This is a genomic window from Delftia sp. BGA-UO-ETr-SB1, from assembly GCF_059567865.1.
On sequence record NZ_JCAQOW010000006.1, the window covers coordinates 950,870 to 969,662 of the forward strand.

Here is an 18,793-nt window from a genome sequence, read left to right on the forward strand (position 1 = left end):
GTCGGAAAAAAAGCAGGGGTGGACCGCCGTGGCGGTCTGCGGTCAGCTGGCGGACTTGAACTTGGCCTGCAGCTCGGGCAGCAGCGGGTTGGCCGGCTCGATGCCCACGCGCTTTTCGGCGGCGATCAGCCAGCCCGTGCGGTGCCAGTCCTGCACCACCTTGTCCACGGCGGCGATGGTGTCGGCCTCGCCCTTGCGGGTCCAGACCACGGAAGGCGCGGGCAGCACCTCGCCGGCGATGGGGGCCGAGTACTGCGCCCATTCGGGGTTGCTGCGCAGCAGCGGGTAGATCAGCGTGCTGTCATGCACGGCAGCCACGCAGTTGCCGCCCTTGAGCGCCAGCAGCGAGTCCGACGAGCTCTTGTAGCCATGCACCTGGGCGCCGTATTCGCTGGCCAGCGGCTTGGCAAAGCTGCTGCCCTGGGACACGCACACGGGCTTGCCGCGCAGGTCTTCCCACTTGGCGATGCCGCTGCCCTTGCGCACGGCGGCAATGCCGCCCACGCGGTAGAAGGGCGTGGGCGCGTAGCCCAGGGTCTCGGCACGGTCGGGGTTCAGCTCCATGGAGGCGATCAGCAGATCCACCTTGCCGGCCTGCAGAAACTGCACGCGCGTGGCGGTCTGCACCTGGACCAGCTCGGCCTCCACGCCCAGGCCCTTGGCCAGGGCGCGTGCCAGCTCGGGGTTCCAGCCCACGAGCTGCTGGGTGGACGGGTCGATGGAGCCGAAGGGCCCGCCATTGACCAGCACGCCAATGGTGACCTTGCCGCGCTGCTTGATCTTGTCCAGCGTGGCATCGGCCCGGGCCTGGGTGCAGGCCAGGGCCAGCGCGGCGGCGATGAAGGTCAGGGATGCGGAAAGGGCGGCGCGGGGCTGGCGGCGCAGGGTGGGGCTTGTGTGCATGGCGGGAGCGGGGCGGTCGGGACGAACGAAAGATGCGTACGCCTGCATCTTCTGGCCGCCCTTGACCCACGGCAACAAAGCTTTGGGAGCATGTTTATGCGCTTTGCGTCGCTGCATCAGGGTGATCACCAGGGGAATGTGGGCCCGCGGCAGGGCGGGTCGATGGTGTAATCGCGACGGCCGGGGTGCTGCGCTCACCGGCACCTCCCAGCGAGCCCTCTTCCATGCACCAAGCCCTAGCGTCCCTACTCGCCCCTCTCGCCTGCGCCGCCCTGCTGTGCGCCAGCCCCGTGGCCTGGGCCGCCAATCCCACCAGCTCGGGCAATTGCGAGGAAAGCTCCACCAACATGTCCGAGGTGCGCGCCTGCCTGCACGAGCAGAACGTGGCCATGGTCAAGGCCGCCTACGCCTCGCTGTCGCTCAAGCTCAAGGCCCGCATGCCCCAGGCGTCGGAAGAGCTGGAAGTGGCGCAGAGAAACTGGGTGCAGTACGCACGCAGTGCCTGCGAGTTCCTCTCTGAATTCAATTCCGCCAGCTTTGCCAAGGACGATGCGCGCGCCAACTGCTGGAGCGACTTCGCCCGCGCCCGCACCAAGCAGCTCAAGTCCTGGGAAATGCAGCTGGACAAGAAGCCCTGAGGGCGGGGACGCTGCTCACTGGTAGTTCAGCGTGAAGGTGGCCCTGCCGTTGGCCTGCCCCGTCGTGACTGCCGCAGCGGTCTGCACGTATTTGGCAGTCAGCGGGATCTTGAACTGGGCAACGCCCTGGACGATGGTTCCCGCACTCCATTGGTTGGTGTTGCCAGGCACGTTGGAGTCCGGGCCGTAGCCGAGAGCGGTGCCATCCTTCAGTATCTGTATGCCTATTCCCGTGGCAACCGGCTTGCCGTCTGGCGCGGTCTGGCTCAAGGTCAGGACGGTGCTCTGATTGCTGGTGTCATTGGCATCGGTGAGCGTGATGTGGGGGCGCAGAACGCTTTCGGGCGCGCCGCCCTTGCATTCCAGCGTGATGTCGAAGTGCTGGGGGATGGAGGTGGATTGGAGGCCCGTGAATCGCAGGATGGGCACAGCGCCCATGGGTACGGAGATGGTCGAGGCGGCCACCGAGCAGGAGGGACCGACCACCACCCTGGTGCGGCCGGACAGGTTGACGTATCCTGCGGTGCAGCTGGGGCACTGAAATCGCATCTCGACGTTCATCCCGGAGCCCGTTAGCGTGCCAGCGGAAACGTTGCCGGTTTTCACCAGCTCGATCCAGACATCCTGGGGATGTGAACTGACATTCCAGAAATAACCCAGTGCGCCCGAATTATTTTCTGATTCGGTGGTAATGGGCATGGTTCTGCCACTGGGAGCGTTGGGGCCTCGCCATGTGGCCCACCAGCGGATTCCAATGCCGGGAATATTGGTGCTGTAGACATTATTGTATCCGGGCGTCTTGTTTCCGGATTGAACATTGGCGGCTACAACGGCTTTGGCAACATCGTACTCGAATGCCGTGTTCAGCACTGCTCGAAGATTAAATACGGTTGCCGTAGACTTCCATAGCGTCGATCCGTTGGAGTAATTTCCGGGTACTGTTATTTCCTCGGGCAGTGAAATGCTGGAGCTGGTGGGGGAGAATACGCCACCGGCAAAGGCATTGGTGTTCATCGTTGCCGCTGAAAAGGCGATGATAAATGGAATGGCGATCAATGCAAGGCGGCGTACTTGCGAGAAAAATGAGGGAATGAAAGAAGAATGCATGATACTGATTCGCTCCATTGCTGAAGTATGATTCTCGAAAATATCACGCAATAGTTTTATTGAACTTTTGAGTGAATAATGAGAGGCTGGAAATGAAAGCATCGAATCATTCGATGGGTGGCCTCTTTAGTATTTCGCACTCTACGCCGAAGATATGAGGTGATGCAATCAGACTGCTCTGATAATGGAGCGTGGCTCAGTCAAAAGCCGCCCATGCACGCCATTTGTAAAGAGCAAGGCCTGCGTGTCACGGAGCTTGGATGCGTGGGAGGTCGCGCAGACAAGCCAGGTCCAGTCCGCTCGCGGCCCCGGCGGCTGTCGTGAGTGCGCCAGGCCGCTCAGTTGCTGAGAGGTGCGGTCGAAGAAGCGTCCCTGGCACCTCTGGCGGCTTGCCAGAGCGCATCGGCCAGGGCTGTGATCTCAGGGGCCAGGTGCAGGCGTTCCAGCCAGCGGTCCGCAATGCCGCTGGCGCCGTGGAGGGCTCCGGCCAACTGGCCCGTGATGGCTGCCGTGGTGTCGGCGTCATCGCCCAGATTGGCGGCCTGCAGTACCGCGCCTTCAAAGCTGTCATGCCTCGCAAAGCACCATAGGGCCGCCTCCAGGCTGTCCACCACGTAGCCGCTGCCGCGAATCTGTGCGGCCGGCTTGTCGCGATAGTCGCCACGGGCAATCTCCCGCAGGCGCGGGCTGGCGCCGTCTTGCAGAACACCGCCCATGTCCAGAACCTGCTTCCGGGGCAGGCCGCGCAGTGCCCGGCACAGCGCCACGGCGAACAGGCGGCAGGCCTGCAGGCATTCAGGTGCCGCGTGGGTCGTGCGTGAGCTGAGTTCAGCCATGCGCTGCACCAGGTCCTCGTCGGGGCCGAAGAACATGGGCACGGGCGCCAGCCGCATCAGGGAGCCGTTGCCGGCCTGGTCCGGGTCGGGCGAGCCGGCTAGCGGATCGCCGGTGGCCAGGAAGCGCTGGATGGCCGCCCTGGTGGCCATGCCGATGTCAAAGCAGTTGCCGGTGGAACTCCAGTACCCCCATTCGTACCAGTTGGCGTAGCGCGTCATCTGGTCCTGCGGGTCGCAGCCGCCGCGCTGGAGCAGGCTTTCGGCCAGGCACAGGGCCATGGAGGTGTCGTCGGTCCACTTGCCTGCGGGCAGCGAGAAGGGGCCGCCGCCCGCCATGTCGGTCAGCGGCGCAAAGCTGCCGCGCGGCTGGAATTCCAGCGTCGTTCCCACGGCGTCGCCGCAGGCCAGGCCCAGCAGGGCGCCACGGTATCGGTCCAGCGTGTCCATGGCCATGCCTGTGCTCCCGCTCATGGTTGTTCAGGAGCAGTGCTGCGCAGCCGCGCGCGCACCTGCATGAGGGCAAAGCCCAGCAGGTTCAGGCCCTGCCAGCGCGCGGGGTCGGTGGCGCGCACATCGTCGGCGGCCAGGCCGATGCCCCAGATGGCGTCCACGGGGCTGGCTTCCACCAGAACCCGGTCGCCCGTGTTCAGCAGATAGCCGGCCAGGGCCGGGTTCTGGGAGAACTTGGCCTGGTTGGCGCGCACCACGATGCCCATGCGCGCGGCCACCCAGGCCGTTTCATCAAAGCCCTGGATGCCACGCCCCAGCTTCTTGGCCTCGCCCGGCGTTCGGCAGCGCACGATGGCCGCGTGCGCCGCCTCGTCGCCAAACAGCCGTGCCTTGCCCGCCATCATGAAATGCTCGGCCGTGGGGTAGTGCTGGCCATCGACCTCGAAGCCCGCCTCGAACCACTGGCTCATGCAGGTCTTGCCGATGGAGCCATCGGCCGCAGGCTGGTGGCCCCAGAACGGCAGAAAGCGCGGGGTGAGACCCTGGGCCATGGCGTGCTGGAGGTCTTGCAGGGAGGCGATGTGGTCTGTGGTGGTCATACGGAGTTCTCAGGTGCGCAATTCTTCCTGTCGAGCCGCACGTAGACGCGCTCCACGGGAGTCATGAGCATCGGATTTCCATCCTGGGCATGGGCCCGCTGCTCGGTGACGAAGGATGTCATGTCGATGACCTCCAGCAGTTCCTCCGTGGCGAAACGGCGTAGCAGCTTGCCACGCAAGCCCAGCTGGATGGCACGCAACGGCAGCTTGGCGCCGCTGGGGGCATGGTCCGGATCCCATTGCTGGCGCACCTCGGAGGTGGCCACCGCCTGCTGCCACTCGGGCAGGCCAGCGTGGAGCCGGGGGTTGAAGGTGGAAGGTACGGCGGCATCCAGCAGGCTCTCGAAGAAAGTCCGGCGTATGCGCAGGCCGAGGATGACTTCCTGGCCGGCCTTGGTCGCCCAGCCGCAGCGATACATCATCCAGAGGAAATTGGGCTTGATCCAGCTCATGCGCGTGAAGCTGAAGTCCGGGCCGCCGAACCGGCCATGCTCCAGTGCGTGAAGGCCGATGGCCGGGCGATAGGCCTGGTAGACCACCACGGTGGAGTCGTCGTAGTGGGCGAGGATGTGCTCTCCCTCGGAAGGCCAGGTGGCAGATTGCTGCAGGTAGGGTGCTGTTGCGAGATTCATGGTCTGTTCGTTGTCGTTGTCGTTGTCGTTGTTGTTGTTGTTGTTGTTGTAGGTGTTCTGAGGGTGCTGCGCCATGCTGCAGGGCCGGTCCTTCACACCACCAGGCAGCCCTGCCGCTCCGACAGGCCGATGGTGGCCTGCATGCCCGCCGTGAACTGCAGGTAGTCGGCCTCCATGCCGTCCGAGAAGATGACGCCATGGTCGGGCATGCGCGAGCGCAGGGTCAGCGGCTGGCCGGCGGTGACCTGGCCGTAGACCAGCTCGGCCGTGGAAGAGCGGCTGGGAAAGGGCTCGCGCACGGCGAAGTCCAGGCGTGGCGCATCCCAAGCGAAGGGCTGGTAGTCGAAGTCGGTGGATGCGCCGCGCACGGCGCGGGCAATGCCCATCGATCCCGTGACGATGCTCTTGATCCAGGCCGACGAGCCCAGCCCCGTGGCGACGATGAGGCCGGAGGACGACTGGGACTCCTGCCGCTCACCCAGCGTGATGTCGTACAGGGCCGAGGTATGACTGCGCGGGCCGATGAACAGGTCGTTGGCGGCGCGCAGCACCTGGCCGTCGCTCAGGCGCGCTTCGGCCAGGGTGACGGCGCGCGTGGGGCGGCGGTTGGCGGCCACGTCGCCCAGCAGGGCGGCCAGGTCGGCGGGGGCGAAGGGCAGCAGCAGGCCGTCCCAGCGCGCGGGCTCGGGGTTGACGCCGATGAGCGGCTGGCCGTCCAGGTATTTCATGGTGTTGGCCACCATGCCGTCCTGGCCCAGTGCCACCACGATGTCGTCGGCGCCGAAGACGAAGTTGGGCACCAGGGCGCGGTCCACGATCTGGTAGCGGCCGCGCGCCTCCAGCGCCTGCACCACGGCCTGCAGGGCGGCGGCGTAGGCGGCGCTTTCGCGCAGGTAGTCGCCGAAGTCGGCACCCAGGTGCTCGATGTAGAAGCGCGCCTGGGACAGCGTGTGGTACCTGGCCACCAGCTCATCGAGCCGCGTGCGCCGCACCACCAGCACGGTCTTGCGTTCATTGGCGTTCACGGCGGCTCCTTGCGGGTTCGGAATCGGCCACGGCGGCTGCATGGCCTGCACCGGCGCCCATGAGCGACTGCAGCAGCTCGGGCGAGACGTTGAGCTGGCCGATGCGCTCGGCCTTCTCGGCAATGCCGCCAAAGGCCTGGGCGATGAGCTGGCCCGGCTGCATGCCCACGGCGGCCAGCGATTGCACGATGCGCGGATCGGCCTTTTCCAGGGCCTGCATGACGGCGCCCACGCGGTAGGCCTCGGCCTCGGCCAGGGTGCGGCTGTTGGCGGCCTGGCCTTCGACGAAGTCGCGGCGGCTGGTCTCCAGCGCCACGTCGGCAGACATCTGTTCGGCGCGCAGCTCGTTTTCCTTGCGCATCTGGGCGGCCTTGGCTTCCAGCTGGGCCTCGCGGATCTGGCGCTTTTTCTTTTCCACGGCCACGTCGGTATCGAGCTCGTTCTGGCGGATGGCGCGCTCGTTTTCCACGGCAGCCATGCGGCGGGCATAGACGGCGTCGTCCGCGGCCTTGAGGTTGGACTCGCGCGCCTCGGCTTCCAGGGCGCGGGCGATGTCGGGCGTGGGTTTGACGGCCATGACCGAGACGCCCAGGATCTCCAGCCCCAGCGCCTCGATCTCGGGCTGGGCGGCCAGCTCCTGCTGGGCCGTGCGCGCAATGAGCGCCGAGGAGCGCAGCGCCTGCTTGAGGTCCAGCGCCTGCACGGCCTGCTGGATGATGACCTCGGCCTGCATGGTCACGCGGTCGCCCAGGCGCTGCGGGTCTTCGGACATGTATTTCTGGCCGTCGCGCGCCAGGGAGAAGTCCATCAGCGTGGCGGTCTGGCGCGGTGTGCTGATGCGGTAGGTGACCTGGCCCTGCACGGTGACGCTCTGGAAGTCGGCCGTCACCAGCTCCAGCATGAAGTGGCAGTCCTGGCTGCCCACGGGCACGGCGACCAGGGTGGTGGTGGGCGCGTAGTAGAAGAAGGACTGGCCCGCACCCTCGCGCACCACCTTGCCGGCGCGGAACTGCATGAGGTGGACCGTGGGTTGGGACTTGATGAAACGGATGCCGAACATGGTGCTTCTCCTTTAAGTTGCTCTGTACAACTTGTATGGGTTGCATAGTGCAACTTAAAATCCGGCACGTCAAGCACAATCCATCCCATGGCTGAAAAAAATTCCCCATCCCCGCAGGGCGCGCTGGACTTCCCGCGCCCGTTCACCACGGTGGACGTGGTCATCTTCACGGTGGCAGACGATGCCCTGCAGGTGCTGCTGGTGCAGCGCCCCACGGCGGGCAGCGAGCCGTTTCCGGGGCTGTGGGCGCTGCCCGGCGGCTTTGTGGATGTGCGCCAGGACGCGGACCTGCTGGCCTGCGCTCGGCGCAAGCTGCTGGACAAGACGGGCGTGGACAGCCCCTACCTGGAGCAGCTGGGAAGCTGGGGCGGCGCGGCGCGCGACCCGCGTGGCTGGTCGGCCACGCATGTGTATTTCGCGCTGATCCCGGGGCACGACCTGATCCTGGCCAAGGGCGCGAATGCGGCCGATGTGTCGTGGTTTGCCGTCGATGAACTGCTGCGCGCGCCTGCGCTGGCCTTCGACCATGGCGAGATCCTGCGCGCAGCGGTGGAGCGGCTGCGGGGCAAGGTGGAATACACCTCGCTGCCGGCCTTTCTGCTGCCCGAGCCTTTCACGCTGCCGCAGCTGCAGCAGGCCTACGAAGTGGTGCTGGGCCGCCCCGTGGACAAGAGCGGTTTTCGCACGCGCATGATGGCGGCCGGCTTTCTGGTCGAGGCCGGCCAGGTGGAGGGCACGTCACGCCGCCCCGCCATGGGCTACCGCCTGGCCGACCGCAGCGCGCCCGTGGTGTTTCCGCGCACCTTCAGCCCGCGGGGGTGAGGGCGACCTTCGATCAGGGCCAGGATCAGGATCAGGCGCCCAGCAGGCTGCAAAAGCGCTGCATGTCCACATTGCCGCCGCTCAGGATGATGCCCACGCGCCGTCCGTGCAGCTCCTCGCCTTTCTGGCGCGCGGCGGCCAGGCCCAGGCAGCCGGTGGGCTCGACCACGAGCTTCATGCGCGTGGCCAGGAAGCCCATGGCATCGACCAGCTCGGCATCGCTGGCGGTGAGGATGTCGGTCACGTCGCGCTGGATGATGGGGAAGGTGATGCCGCCCAGGTGCTGGGTCTGGGCGCCGTCGGCAATGGTCTTTGGGGTGTCTATGTGGACGATGCGGCCCGCGCGCAGCGACTGCTGGCCGTCGTTGCCGGCCTCGGGTTCCACGCCGTAGAGCGCGCAGTCGGGGCTGAGCGCACGCGTGGACAGGGCGGTGCCCGACAGCAGGCCGCCGCCGCCCAGCGGCACGAAGAGAGCGTCCAGCGGGCCGGTTTCCTCGAACAGTTCCTTGGCGGCCGTGCCCTGGCCGGCCAGCACGTCGGCATGGTCGTAGGGCGGGATCAGGGTCAGGCCGTGGCGCTCGGCCAGGTCGCGGCCGATCTGCTCGCGGTCTTCGGTATAGCGGTCGTAGACCACCACCTGGCCGCCATAGCCCTTGGTGGCCGCCACCTTGGCGGCGGGCGCGTCATGCGGCATGACGATGGTGGCGGGAATCTCCAGCAGCCGCGCTGCCAGGGCGATGGCCTGGGCGTGGTTGCCCGAGGAAAACGCCACCACGCCGGCCTTGCGCTGCGCCGGGCTGAAGCGCGACAGGGCGTTGAAGGCGCCGCGGAACTTGAAGGCGCCCATGCGCTGCAGGTTCTCGCACTTGAGAAAGACACGGGCGCCCAGCGCATCGTCCAGCGTGCGCGAGGTGAGCACGGGCGTGCGGTGGGCATGGCCCTGGATGCGTTGGGCCGCTGCGGCCACGTCGTCGTAGGTGGGAAGAAGGCTTGTCATCGGTACAGGAAAAACAGGGGTGGATCGGGAAGGGGGGCCCGGACCTACTTGGCGTAGCTGTAGACCGTGGCGCGCGACACGCCCAGGTGGGCGGCAATGGTCTCCATGGAGCGGCGCACATCGAGCAGGCCGGCGCCCTTGAGCTCGCGGACCAGGGCGCGGCGCTCCTCGGGCTTGAGGGCGCGCGGCGTGGTCGCCAGGCGGGCAGCGAACTGGTCGATGCGGGCACGCACCGTGTCGGCGCCTGCGCCGGCGCCCGTGGGGTCCAGCATTTCGCGCTCGGGGGTGTCGCCGCTGACGGCGGCAAAGCGGTTGAGCATGCCCTGGAAGCCCTGGAACATCGTCAGGTCCACATTCATGCACAGGGCGGCGATGTAGCGGCCCTCGGAGTCGCGGATGCCGATGGACGTGCTCTTGGCCTGGCGGCCATCGGCGAACTGGTTGGGGTAGTTGGCGATGACCTGCTCGTAGCCGGGGTCGAGGATGCGGGCCAGGCCCAGCTCCGTCGCGCCCTGGCCCACTTCGCGGCCCGACAGGTTGTTGTGGATGGCCAGCACCGCATGGGACGGGTCGAGCAGGTCATGCACCACCACCTCGCAGAACGGGGCAAAGGTCTGGCCCAGGCCTTCGGCGATCTGGGCCAACTGGTCCAGAAGCTGGCGCTGTTCAGGGGTTCGTTGGGTCATGTTGGACATTTTGTTTTGAATTGGACAAAATGTCAAAATCCAGACGACTTCTCTGCGCTTTCCACCATGTTCGACACCCTTGTAGACCTGCTGCAATCCCAGGGCGCGCGTTTTCGCGTGCTGGAACATCCGGCCGAAGGCCGCTCTGACCTGGTCGCCGAAATCCGGGGCACCGCCCCCGGCCAGGGCGCCAAGGCCATGCTCTGCAAGAGCCGCGACGCGGCCGGTGCGGGCGATCCTCAGCTGTTCCTGGCCGTGCTGCCCGGCGACCGCAAGCTGGACTTCAAGCGCCTGGCCCAGGCCGTGGGCGTGCGCAAGGCCACGCTGGCCTCGCCCGAGGAGGCCCAGGCCGCCACGGGCTGCGTGATGGGATCGGTGCCGCCGTTCTCCTTCAACCCGCAGGTGCGCCTGGTGGTGGACCCGGCCCTGGTCGAGCGCTTTGGCGAGATCGCCTTCAACGCAGGCCGGCTGGACCGCTCCATCGTGCTGGACTCGGCCGACTATGTGCGCATTGCCCGGCCCGCGCTGCACAGCCTGAGCGGGGATGGCGCCGATTGACCCGGGGGCCGGGCGGTGCCCACAATCGCAGCAACGCCCGCACACCCTCTCCTGACCATGTCCACCCCTGCGAAGCAGCACCCTGACCGGCCCGATGCGGCCGGCTTTGTGCGTGCGGCGCTGGCTGCTGCCCTGGCCCAGGTGCAGTCGCATCTGGCGGTCTTGGAGGGCGGTGGCAACGATGCCGAGACCATCCACCAGCTGCGCGTGGCCATGCGGCGCCTGCGCACCGTGCTGCGTGAGTGCGCGGGGCTGGCGCCGGACATGCGCGCCGAATGGGATGAACCCCTGGCCCAGGCCTTTGCGCAGCTGGGCACGCTGCGCGATGCTGATACGTTGGCCGATGTGGTGCGCCCGCTGCTGCAGGCAGCCCATGCGCCCCTGTGCGACTGGCAGGCGCCGCAGGCCGTGCAGGCGGATGCAGCCGCTGCCGTGCGCGAGCCGCCATTCCTCCAGGCGCTGGCCGAGATCCAGGCGCTGGCGCAGGCGCCGCAGGCAGAGCCATCGGCCCGTTTTGCCCATCTGTCCGCCACAGGCACGCGCAAGTACCTGGCACGGCGGCTGGCGCGCCTGCACCGCCAGGTGCTGCGCGACGGCCGGCACTTCGACCGCCTGTCGCTGGCGCAGCAGCACCGCGTGCGCAAGCGGCTCAAGCGCCTGCGCTACCTGGCGGACTTTGCGCGGGAATTCGCGCCCGGAATGTGGCCCGGCAAAAAGGGCCGGCGCTTTGCCGAGGCGCTGGTGCCCGCCCAGGACGCGCTGGGCCTGCACAACGACATGGCCGTGGCGGCGGAGCATTTTCGTGACGAGGCCGGCACGGATCCGCGCGCCTGGTTCGCCGCCGGCTACCTGCAGGCCCGCCTGGCCACCAGCGCGCGCAGCAGCCGTCGCGCGCTGCGGGCGCTGGCCCGGGTGCCGGGCTTCTGGGCTGGGCGATAATCCGCCGCTGGCGCACCGCCGCAGCCCCTGGGCCGTGGCGGTGCGCTGTTGCTGAAGGTGCCCCATGCCGTTCACCGGCCAGGGGTTCAACGGGAAGCAGGTGCGCGATGCCATCGAGGTGGCCGCTCGCAATGCCTGCGCTGCCCCCGCAACGGTCAGCGGAATACAACTCCCCACGCGGACGCCCCACAAACCACGCGCCGCAAGCCACTGTGTCCTTCTCGGGCATGGGAAGGCGGGGATGCCTGCCGCAGCGCGCCCACCCTGCGCGCCGCAGCGTTCCGCAAGCCCGGATACCGGCCTTCTGCATTGCTTTCGGACGCCGCGGGAGTGCGCCTGTCCGGTCCGGCCCCAGCCTGCGCTGCCGTGGCCGGCTCCGGCGTGCGCGCTGTGCGGCGTGGTTCAGACGATAGGCCCCGCGGGTGAGTGGGGCAGTTGGGTTCAACGCATGCGCTTCGCTTCTTCGGCCGCCGATTCCTCCGGCCTTCTCTCTGTTCTCCCTCTTGTCTCCAGCCTGCGGCCCGTAGCGGCCGCCGTCCTGCTGGCCAGCTGCGCTGCAGCGGCCGGCGCCGCGCAGGAGCCGGCCTCGGGCCGATCCACGGACTCCGCCGACGATGCGCTGGACGCCGTCTTCGTGACCGCCACCGCGCGGCCCGAGGCGCGCAGCCGCATCGCGGGCACCACGCAGACCATCGACCGCGAGGCCATAGAGCGCTCCAGCGCGCGCTCGGTCACCGACCTGCTGGCCGAGAACGCCGTGGGCTTTCTCAGCGAATGGACGGCGGCCCAGACCTCGATGAACCTGCGCGGCGCCTCCACCGACGGCCAGGGGCGCGACTTCCGCAGCCAGGTGCTGGTGCTGGTCAACGGCCGGCGCGCGGGCACGGCCAACCTGTCCAAGCTCAGCCCCTCGGATGTGGAGCGCATCGAGATCGTGCGCGGCCCGTCCTCGGTGATCTACGGCAGCCAGGCCATGGGCGGGGTGGTCAACATCATCATGAAGACGGGAGCTACCGCACCCGGCACGCGTGCCCAGGTCCAGGCCGGTTCATGGGACCTGTGGCGCACCGATGCGCAGACGGCCGGCGCCAATGACCGCTTCGACTGGTACTTCGGCGTGAGCGCAGGCGGGCGCGGCGACTACGAGTCGGGCGACGGCGGCACGCGCATGGAGAACACGGGCTGGAAGCGGCGCGGCGCCAGCGGCGCCCTGGGCTGGCAGCTGCACGAGCTGCACCGCGTGGAGCTGCAACTGCGCACGGACGGCATCTACAACGCGGGCTTTCGCGGATCCGGCGCCAACATCTACAGCCGAGACAACCGCAGCAACCGCTCGCTGGACCTGACCTACGAGGGCGCACTGCCCGGCCAGCGCCTGAGCTGGACGACCCACCTCTACAGCCTGGTCGATACCGACGAGTTCAACTGGGCATCGCCCGTGATCCGCTCGGGCAACAGCGCCGTGCCCGGCACGGCGCGCGACTACAACCACCGCCAGCTGGACGCCACGGGCCTGCGCTTTCAGCCGCGCCTGCGTGTCAGCCAGACCAATGACCTGCTGATGGGCTTTGACTGGGAGCGCAGCAAGCTGCGCTCCGACCGCCTGCGCGTCGCCATGCCCGGCGGCCCGGCGGGCCAGGTCGCGCCCTACGACAACAACCAGACCGAGCAGGTGCACGCGCTGTACTTCGAGGACGCGCAGACCCTGTTCGACGATCGCCTCACGCTGCGTGCCGGCCTGCGCAAGACCTGGGGCACGACGCGCTTCGACGATACGCCCAACCTGGCCCTGGCCCAGGCCAGCACGCGCGACTACGACAACCACACCTGGTCGGCCGGCGCCACCTGGAAGGCCACGGACCGGCTCACGCTGCGCGCTGCGGCCTCCACGGGTTTCCGCGCGCCCACGGCCACGGAGCTGGCCTCGGACTTCACGGCCGTCGGCGGTGGCCGCACCTTCGGCAACCCCAACCTCAAGCCCGAGACCAGCCGCCAGATCGAGGTCGGCGCCGCGCTGCAGCAGCCCGGCTGGCGCGTGGATGCGGCCCTGTTCCAGAACACCATCAGCGACCGCATCATCACCGTCTCGCGCGGGGCCACGACCAATACCTCGGACTACGCCAACAACGCGGCCGACATCGTGGCGCGCGGCCTGGAAATGCAGGCCGACATGGACCTGGCGCGGGCGCTGAACCTGACGGGCCACCAGCTCAAGGCCTGGGCTGGCGGCTACTACCACTTCAGCATGCGCGACAAGGGCTCGGCCGCCTCGGCCAATACCGACAAGGTGCAGCGCATGTACCGCTACGAGGCCTCGGCCGGCGTGCGCTACGGGCGCGGCAGCGGGCGCCTGCAGGGCGACTGGAGCCTGCAGCTGTCCACGCTGCTGCGCGGTCCCATGTGGTACGACACGGAAGAGGCGCTGCTCATCCCGCAGGGCGAGCCCAGCAGCACCTTCATCCACCGCAAGGGCGCCTTCACCATCTGGAACCTGCGTGCCGACTACCGCGTGTCGCGCGGCGTCAAGCTGTTCGCAGCCGTCAACAACCTGTTCGACCTGAACCGCCATCCCATCTTCATCGCGCTGGACCGCGCGCCCTGCATCGCCAACCCGGCGTACCAGAACGGCGGCTGCGGAACGTCGATGGCCGGCCGCGAACTCATGGTCGGCCTGCAAGCAGAGTTTTGAGGACCACGGCATGAGGCAATCCAGCACCACGCGCCGCCAGTTGCTGCGCCAGGGCGCGGCGGCGGCCCTGGGCTGCGGCCTGCCCGCGGCCTGGGCCGACACCGTCGCTGCAGGCGGGCCGGTGGTGCTGCAGGATGCGCTGGGCCGGCGCGTGGAGATTGCCGCGCCGCCGCAGCGCATCGTCTCCATCTTTGCCTCCAACACCGAGCTGGTGGCCGCGCTGGGCCTGCTGGACCGCGTGGTGGGCGTGGAGGATTTCACGCGCTTTCCACCGGGCGTGGAGCGCATTCCCAAGGTGGGCGGGCGGCTGGGGTTCTCGGTGGACGCCGTGGTGGCGCGCCAGCCGGACCTGGTCATCGTCACGCCCGCGCGCCAGGCGGCGCACCAGCTGGTCGATCCCATGGAGCGCATCGGCGTGCCGGTGATGGTGCTGCTCAGCCGCTCGCTGGCCGAGGTGATGGACAACCTGCGCCTGGTGGCCCGCGCCACGGGCGTGCAGGCGCGCGGCCAGGCGCTGGCCCTGGCGCAGGAGGCGCGGCTGCTGCGCGTGGACCGGCAGGTGGCCGGCCAGCCCCGGCCGCGCGCGCTCATGGTCACGGGCCGGCTGGGCAACGGCATGCTGCTGGCGGCCCGGCCGGGCACCTATACCGGCGAGGCCATGGTGCGCGCGGGCGCCGCGTTCGCGCTGGACGGCCTGGGCACCGTGCCCCAGGTCTCGCCCGAGGCCGTGCTGGCCGCCGACCCCGACGTGCTGCTGTTCGCTGGCACGCAGGAGGCCATGCAGGACCTGATCGGCCAGCGCGGCTGGCGCGACCTGCGTGCCGTGCGCGGCGGCCGGGCCACCACGGTGGCGCGCGCCGAGTTCCTGATTCCCGGGCCGCGCACCTTTGGCGGCGTGGAAAAACTCTCGCGCTGGCTGCACCCTGCGGCCTGGGCCGGGGAGGCCGCATGAATTCCCTTTCACATCCACCTGCGTGGCGCCCCTGGGCCGGTGCGGTCCTGCTGCTGCTGGCCAGCCTGCTGATCGCCGCCTGCGCGGGCCACCAGTGGGCCAGCCCGGCCGACCTGCTGGCCGCGCTGGGCGGCGAAGACAGCCTGCGCAGCCGGCTGCTGCTGCAGTGGCGCGTGCCGCGCGTGCTGGCAGCCGCCCTGGTGGGCGCGCTGCTGGGCCTGTCGGGCGCCATCTTCCAGGGCGTGTTCCGCAATCCGCTGGCCGAGCCCTATCTGCTGGGCGCCTCGGGCGGCGCGGCGCTGGGGGCGACTGTCGCCCTGCTGGTTCCCATGCATCTATTGTTCGGCCTGTCCCAGGCCTGGACGCTGCCCGTGCTGGCCTTTGCGGGCGCCTGGGGTTCGACCATGCTGGTGCTGGCCGTCTCGCGCGTGGCCGGTGCCACCGATGCGGCCGGCATGCTGCTGGCCGGCGTGGCGCTGGCGGCCGTGCTGGGCGCGCTGCGCTCGTTCCTGATGCTGGCGCTGTCCGATGAGACGGTGAGCCTGCAGGTGGTGCTCAGCTGGGTGCTGGGCGGCATACAGACGCCGTCCTGGAGCGGCCTGGGCCTGCTGGCCGGCGCCTCCCTGGCCTGCCTGGCCGGGGCCATGGCGCTGGCGCGCGGGCTGGACCTGCTGGGCCTGGGTGCCGATGCGGCCCAGGGCTTCGGCCTGGATGTGGCGCGCTTCACGCCGCTGGCCGTGCTGGCCGGCTCGCTGGTGGTGGCCGTGGCCGTGGCCTATGGCGGGCTGGTGGCCTTCGTGGGCCTGGCTGCGCCGCACATCGCGCGCTGGATGGCGGGACCGCTGCACCGCGCGGCCCTGCCGGCGTCGGCGCTCACGGGCGCCATCATCGTCACGCTGGCCGATGCCATTGCGCGCAGCGTGCTGCCGCCGGCCGAGATCCCGCTGGGCCTGGTCACGGCCGTGGCGGGCGGGCCCTTCTTCATCGTGCTGCTGGCGCGCAGGCTGAGGTCCGCATGAACGGTGCCATCCCTTGCGCCCCACCGCGCCTGCAGGCCCGGTCCCTCACGCTGCGCCACCGTGGCCGCAGCGTGCTGGACGCCGTCTCGCTGCAGCTGCCCGCCTGCGGCGCCGTGGCCCTGGTGGGACCCAATGGCGCGGGCAAGTCCAGCCTGCTGTCCCTGCTGGCGGGGCTGCAGGCGCCTGCATCCGGCAGCGTGCTGCTGGACGGGCAAGACATTGCAACCCTGTCCGTGGCCGAGCGCGCACGCCGCGTGGGCTACATGCCCCAGCGCTTTGCGCCGCACTGGGACCTGACGCTGGCCGAGCTCATGCACATGCGGCTGGCGGGCCGGGGTGATGTCGAGGCGGCCATTGCAGGCGCCGGGCTGCAGGATTTCACGCGCAGGCGCTGGTCCACGCTGTCGGGCGGCGAGCAGGCGCGTGCCCTGCTGGCCACCGTGCTGGCCACCGACCCGCCCGTGCTGCTGGCCGACGAGCCCGGCGCCGCGCTGGACGTACGCCACCGCCTGGCCCTGGTGCAGGCGCTGGCGCAGCGCGGGCGCGAGCGGCTGGTGCTGGTGGTCATGCATGACCTGGACCTGGCGCTGGCGCACTTCGGGCGCGTCATCGTGCTGGACAAGGGGCGCATAGCGCTCGATGGAGCCCCTGCCGAGCTTCTGCATGCGCCGGGGCTGGATGCCGTGTTCGGCGTGGATTTCGAGCGCATCGTCGCACCCCCGCAAACCTTGCTGCGCGCGCGGCTGAAACAGGAGAACTGAACCCATGCGCATCGATCTGGCCGGCTGGACGCGCGACGCCACGCGCGGCGACCACCGTGAATTCCTGGCGCTGTTCGAGCGCGCCGAGCGCCTGGGTTTCGAGGGCGTGTGGTTCAACGAATTCCGCGTGCCCGATACCGCTTGGCCCTATCCCTCGCCCCTGCTGCTGGCCGCCGCCGTGCTGGCGCGCACCGAGCGGCTGCGCGTGGGCACCTCGGTGCTGGTGCTGCCGCTGCACCATCCGCTGATGCTGGCCGAGGAGATTGCCCAGCTGGACCTGCAAAGCGCCGGCCGCATCGACGTGGGCGTGGGCCGGGGCACGGAGCCGGCCGCGCTGCGCGCCCTGCAGATCGATGCGGACAGCACGCGCGAGCGCTTCGAGCAGTCCTGCCGCATCCTGGTGGAGGCGCTGTCGGGCAGGCCCATCGTGGCGGGGCAGGGGCCCTGGCGCTTCGAGGACCGGCCCGCCCTGCCTTCGACCGTGCAGCGTCCGCATCCTCCCTTGTATGTGGCCGGCTCCACGGCAGAGACCCTGGGCTTTGCCGTCGATCAGAATCTGCCCCTGCTGCTGAGCCTGGAGCCGCCCGAAGGCATGCAGCTGGAGCGCCTGGAGGCCGCTGCCCGAGAGCGCGGGCGCGATGCCGCCGCGCTGCGCGCGCGTTCATCGCTGGCGCGCTATGTCTGCATCGGTGCCGATGAGGCCGCCGTGCAGGCCCGGCTGGCCACGCTGTGGCCGCAGCTGTACCAGCGGCGCGTGTACTTTGCGGGCAAGCGCGGCGTGCCGGCCGACCAGGTGCTGCCCATCGATGTGCCGCGCGTGCTGGCCGAGCAATTCATCCATGGCACGCCCGAGCAGTGCCATGTGCAGATCGCCGCCTTGCGCGAGCGCACGGGCATTGGCCAGCTGCGCTGCGTCTTCAACGCCAACGGCCTGTGGAGCGATGCCCAGGCCCTCGCCGGCATGGAACTGTTTGCGCAGGAGGTTCTCCCTTCATTGCGCAGCGCCGTGCCTTTCGCCACCGTCTGACTTCCTCTTTTTTCTGGAGAACCTTCCATGCAAACCGCCAAGATTCCCGCCACCATCGTCACCGGCTTCCTGGGCAGCGGCAAGACCACGCTGCTGCGCCACATCCTGGACAACGCCGATGGCCGGCGAATCGCTGTGATCGTCAACGAGTTCGGCGAGCTGGGCATCGATGGCGAGATCCTCAAGGGCTGCGGCATCGGCTGCGACGATGAGGGCAACGAGCGCGAAGGCGCGCTGTACGAGCTGGCCAACGGCTGCATGTGCTGCACGGTGCAGGAAGAGTTCTTCCCCGTGATGCGCGCGCTGGCCGAGCGCCGCGACCAGATCGACGCCGTGATCATCGAGACCTCGGGCCTGGCCCTGCCCAAGCCCCTGGTCCAGGCCTTCCAGTGGCCCGAGATCGCCAACGTGTTCACCGTGGACGCGGTGGTCACCGTGGTGGACACGCCAGCGGCCGCCAGCGGCCAGTTCGCCGCCAATCCCCAGGCCGTGGACGAGCTGCGCCGCGCCGACCCCAACCTGGACCATGAATCGCCGCTGCACGAACTCTTCGAGGACCAGCTGGGCGCGGCCGACCTGGTAGTGCTCAACAAGACCGACCTGGCCGATGCCGAGGCCCTGGCGCGCGTGACCGCCCTGGTGCGCGAGGAGCTGCCGCCCGAGGTCAAGATCGTGCAATCGTCCCAGGGCCGCCTGCCGCTGGACGTGGTGCTGGGCCTGGCCAAGGCGGCCGAGACCACCATCGACCAGCGCGTGAGCCACCATGACCACGACGAGGACCATGACCACGACGACTTCGACTCCTACGTGATCGACCTGCCCGCCGTGGACCGCGACCGCCTGCTGGCCGCGCTGGAGATGCTGGTGGAGCAGCACAGCATCCTGCGCGTCAAGGGCTTTGCCGACATTCCGGGCAAGCCCATGCGCTGGCTGCTGCAGGGCGTGGGCCGCCGCTTCGACCACCATTTCGACCGCGCCTGGCGCGAGGGCGAGCAGCGCGGCACGCGCCTGGTGTTCATCGGGCAAGACCTTGATGAAGCAGCGCTGCGCAAGGGCCTGGAGAATGTGGCCGCCTGACCTTCCGATTCCGCAC

Annotated in this window: 19 protein-coding genes and 1 riboswitch; of the genes, 10 read left to right on the top strand and 9 right to left on the bottom strand. The window is 69.0% G+C overall.

Going from position 1 to position 18,793, the window contains the following annotated elements:
- Window positions 1-42: 42 nt before the first annotated feature.
- Window positions 43-903, bottom strand: coding sequence for a transporter substrate-binding domain-containing protein (locus AC57B5_RS23110; protein WP_313279889.1), 861 nt, complete (start codon window positions 901-903; stop codon window positions 43-45).
- Between the two features lie 224 nt (window positions 904-1,127).
- On the opposite strand from AC57B5_RS23110, the gene AC57B5_RS23115 reads away from it, so the two are divergent.
- Window positions 1,128-1,541, top strand: a complete 414-nt coding sequence (locus tag AC57B5_RS23115; RefSeq protein WP_034397148.1) for a lysozyme inhibitor LprI family protein — start codon at window positions 1,128-1,130, stop codon at window positions 1,539-1,541.
- Window positions 1,542-1,556: 15 nt separating this feature from the next.
- Here AC57B5_RS23115 and AC57B5_RS23120 read toward each other — a convergent pair whose 3' ends face one another.
- From AC57B5_RS23120 to AC57B5_RS23145, 6 genes are all read right to left on the bottom strand, one after another.
- Window positions 1,557-2,648 carry a fimbrial protein gene (locus AC57B5_RS23120; RefSeq protein ID WP_496400418.1) on the bottom strand — a complete coding sequence of 364 codons (1,092 nt, stop codon included), beginning with the start codon at window positions 2,646-2,648 and terminating at the stop codon, window positions 1,557-1,559.
- 338 nt (window positions 2,649-2,986) lie between these two features.
- Window positions 2,987-3,955, bottom strand: a complete 969-nt coding sequence (locus AC57B5_RS23125) for an ADP-ribosylglycohydrolase family protein (protein ID WP_496400419.1) — start codon at window positions 3,953-3,955, stop codon at window positions 2,987-2,989.
- Window positions 3,952-4,533 (bottom strand): riboflavin biosynthesis intermediates N-glycosidase, encoded by a 582-nt coding sequence (gene ybiA, locus AC57B5_RS23130; protein WP_496400420.1) that lies wholly within the window; start codon window positions 4,531-4,533, stop codon window positions 3,952-3,954. The genes AC57B5_RS23125 and ybiA overlap by 4 nt, the downstream gene beginning before the upstream one ends.
- Window positions 4,530-5,240 carry a DUF4291 domain-containing protein gene (locus tag AC57B5_RS23135; protein ID WP_496400421.1) on the bottom strand — a complete coding sequence of 237 codons (711 nt, stop codon included), beginning with the start codon at window positions 5,238-5,240 and terminating at the stop codon, window positions 4,530-4,532. The genes ybiA and AC57B5_RS23135 overlap by 4 nt, the downstream gene beginning before the upstream one ends.
- Before the next feature lie 17 nt (window positions 5,241-5,257).
- The gene (locus AC57B5_RS23140; protein ID WP_496400422.1) at window positions 5,258-6,190 is read right to left on the bottom strand and encodes a diacylglycerol kinase catalytic domain-containing protein; all 933 of its coding nucleotides are present in this window, start codon (window positions 6,188-6,190) and stop codon (window positions 5,258-5,260) included.
- Complete coding sequence (locus AC57B5_RS23145) at window positions 6,177-7,250, bottom strand: SPFH domain-containing protein (RefSeq protein WP_496400423.1); 1,074 nt, start codon at window positions 7,248-7,250, stop codon at window positions 6,177-6,179. The genes AC57B5_RS23140 and AC57B5_RS23145 overlap by 14 nt, the downstream gene beginning before the upstream one ends.
- A gap of 87 nt (window positions 7,251-7,337) precedes the next feature.
- Between AC57B5_RS23145 and AC57B5_RS23150 the strand changes: the two genes are divergently transcribed.
- The gene (locus tag AC57B5_RS23150) at window positions 7,338-8,072 is read left to right on the top strand and encodes an NUDIX hydrolase (protein WP_016448794.1); all 735 of its coding nucleotides are present in this window, start codon (window positions 7,338-7,340) and stop codon (window positions 8,070-8,072) included.
- A 31-nt stretch (window positions 8,073-8,103) separates the two neighbouring features.
- Here the strand turns inward: AC57B5_RS23150 and AC57B5_RS23155 are convergent, their stop codons facing one another.
- Together AC57B5_RS23155 and AC57B5_RS23160 are read right to left on the bottom strand one after the other, a co-directional pair.
- Window positions 8,104-9,069, bottom strand: coding sequence for a threo-3-hydroxy-L-aspartate ammonia-lyase (locus AC57B5_RS23155; RefSeq protein ID WP_496400424.1), 966 nt, complete (start codon window positions 9,067-9,069; stop codon window positions 8,104-8,106).
- 44 nt (window positions 9,070-9,113) lie between these two features.
- Window positions 9,114-9,755: a helix-turn-helix transcriptional regulator gene (locus AC57B5_RS23160; protein WP_496400425.1), complete on the bottom strand. Its 642-nt coding sequence runs from the start codon at window positions 9,753-9,755 to the stop codon at window positions 9,114-9,116.
- Window positions 9,756-9,821: 66 nt separating this feature from the next.
- Here AC57B5_RS23160 and AC57B5_RS23165 point away from each other — a divergent pair, with 66 nt between their 5' ends.
- The 8 genes from AC57B5_RS23165 (at window position 9,822) to cobW (ending at window position 18,777) form a co-directional block, all read left to right on the top strand.
- On the top strand, window positions 9,822-10,313 hold the full coding sequence (locus AC57B5_RS23165; RefSeq protein ID WP_097201328.1) for a YbaK/prolyl-tRNA synthetase associated domain-containing protein: 492 nt from the start codon (window positions 9,822-9,824) through the stop codon (window positions 10,311-10,313).
- Window positions 10,314-10,370: 57 nt separating this feature from the next.
- Window positions 10,371-11,252: a CHAD domain-containing protein gene (locus AC57B5_RS23170; protein ID WP_496400426.1), complete on the top strand. Its 882-nt coding sequence runs from the start codon at window positions 10,371-10,373 to the stop codon at window positions 11,250-11,252.
- A gap of 38 nt (window positions 11,253-11,290) precedes the next feature.
- A riboswitch (cobalamin riboswitch) is annotated at window positions 11,291-11,571 on the top strand.
- Between the two features lie 129 nt (window positions 11,572-11,700).
- Window positions 11,701-13,941, top strand: coding sequence for a TonB-dependent receptor (locus tag AC57B5_RS23175; RefSeq protein WP_199959039.1), 2,241 nt, complete (start codon window positions 11,701-11,703; stop codon window positions 13,939-13,941).
- A gap of 10 nt (window positions 13,942-13,951) precedes the next feature.
- Window positions 13,952-14,893 carry an ABC transporter substrate-binding protein gene (locus AC57B5_RS23180; protein ID WP_046985167.1) on the top strand — a complete coding sequence of 314 codons (942 nt, stop codon included), beginning with the start codon at window positions 13,952-13,954 and terminating at the stop codon, window positions 14,891-14,893.
- Window positions 14,890-15,912, top strand: a complete 1,023-nt coding sequence (locus tag AC57B5_RS23185) for a FecCD family ABC transporter permease (protein WP_017407715.1) — start codon at window positions 14,890-14,892, stop codon at window positions 15,910-15,912. The genes AC57B5_RS23180 and AC57B5_RS23185 overlap by 4 nt, the downstream gene beginning before the upstream one ends.
- The gene (locus tag AC57B5_RS23190; protein WP_496400427.1) at window positions 15,909-16,673 is read left to right on the top strand and encodes an ABC transporter ATP-binding protein; all 765 of its coding nucleotides are present in this window, start codon (window positions 15,909-15,911) and stop codon (window positions 16,671-16,673) included. The genes AC57B5_RS23185 and AC57B5_RS23190 overlap by 4 nt, the downstream gene beginning before the upstream one ends.
- A 4-nt stretch (window positions 16,674-16,677) precedes the next feature.
- A complete protein-coding gene (locus AC57B5_RS23195; protein WP_496400428.1) occupies window positions 16,678-17,700 on the top strand; it encodes an LLM class flavin-dependent oxidoreductase in 1,023 nt (340 codons plus the stop codon).
- Between the two features lie 27 nt (window positions 17,701-17,727).
- Window positions 17,728-18,777, top strand: a complete 1,050-nt coding sequence (cobW, locus tag AC57B5_RS23200) for a cobalamin biosynthesis protein CobW (RefSeq protein ID WP_496400429.1) — start codon at window positions 17,728-17,730, stop codon at window positions 18,775-18,777.
- The last annotated feature ends 16 nt before the right edge of the window (window positions 18,778-18,793 follow it).

Bases quoted from the DNA above. Each gene is read 5' to 3' on its own strand.
- AC57B5_RS23110 (WP_313279889.1), bottom strand. From the start codon at position 903: ATGCACACAAGCCCCACCCTGCGCCGCCAGCCCCGCGCCGCCCTTTCC.
- AC57B5_RS23150 (WP_016448794.1), top strand. From the start codon at position 7,338: ATGGCTGAAAAAAATTCCCCATCCCCGCAGGGCGCGCTGGACTTCCCG.
- AC57B5_RS23155 (WP_496400424.1), bottom strand. From the start codon at position 9,069: ATGACAAGCCTTCTTCCCACCTACGACGACGTGGCCGCAGCGGCCCAA.
- AC57B5_RS23195 (WP_496400428.1), top strand. From the start codon at position 16,678: ATGCGCATCGATCTGGCCGGCTGGACGCGCGACGCCACGCGCGGCGAC.
- AC57B5_RS23160 (WP_496400425.1), bottom strand. From the start codon at position 9,755: ATGACCCAACGAACCCCTGAACAGCGCCAGCTTCTGGACCAGTTGGCC.
- ybiA (WP_496400420.1), bottom strand. From the start codon at position 4,533: ATGACCACCACAGACCACATCGCCTCCCTGCAAGACCTCCAGCACGCC.
- AC57B5_RS23175 (WP_199959039.1), top strand. From the start codon at position 11,701: ATGCGCTTCGCTTCTTCGGCCGCCGATTCCTCCGGCCTTCTCTCTGTT.
- AC57B5_RS23120 (WP_496400418.1), bottom strand. From the start codon at position 2,648: ATGCATTCTTCTTTCATTCCCTCATTTTTCTCGCAAGTACGCCGCCTT.
- AC57B5_RS23125 (WP_496400419.1), bottom strand. From the start codon at position 3,955: ATGAGCGGGAGCACAGGCATGGCCATGGACACGCTGGACCGATACCGT.
- AC57B5_RS23180 (WP_046985167.1), top strand. From the start codon at position 13,952: ATGAGGCAATCCAGCACCACGCGCCGCCAGTTGCTGCGCCAGGGCGCG.
- AC57B5_RS23165 (WP_097201328.1), top strand. From the start codon at position 9,822: ATGTTCGACACCCTTGTAGACCTGCTGCAATCCCAGGGCGCGCGTTTT.
- AC57B5_RS23115 (WP_034397148.1), top strand. From the start codon at position 1,128: ATGCACCAAGCCCTAGCGTCCCTACTCGCCCCTCTCGCCTGCGCCGCC.
- AC57B5_RS23190 (WP_496400427.1), top strand. From the start codon at position 15,909: ATGAACGGTGCCATCCCTTGCGCCCCACCGCGCCTGCAGGCCCGGTCC.
- AC57B5_RS23135 (WP_496400421.1), bottom strand. From the start codon at position 5,240: ATGGCGCAGCACCCTCAGAACACCTACAACAACAACAACAACAACAAC.
- cobW (WP_496400429.1), top strand. From the start codon at position 17,728: ATGCAAACCGCCAAGATTCCCGCCACCATCGTCACCGGCTTCCTGGGC.
- AC57B5_RS23185 (WP_017407715.1), top strand. From the start codon at position 14,890: ATGAATTCCCTTTCACATCCACCTGCGTGGCGCCCCTGGGCCGGTGCG.
- AC57B5_RS23170 (WP_496400426.1), top strand. From the start codon at position 10,371: ATGTCCACCCCTGCGAAGCAGCACCCTGACCGGCCCGATGCGGCCGGC.
- AC57B5_RS23145 (WP_496400423.1), bottom strand. From the start codon at position 7,250: ATGTTCGGCATCCGTTTCATCAAGTCCCAACCCACGGTCCACCTCATG.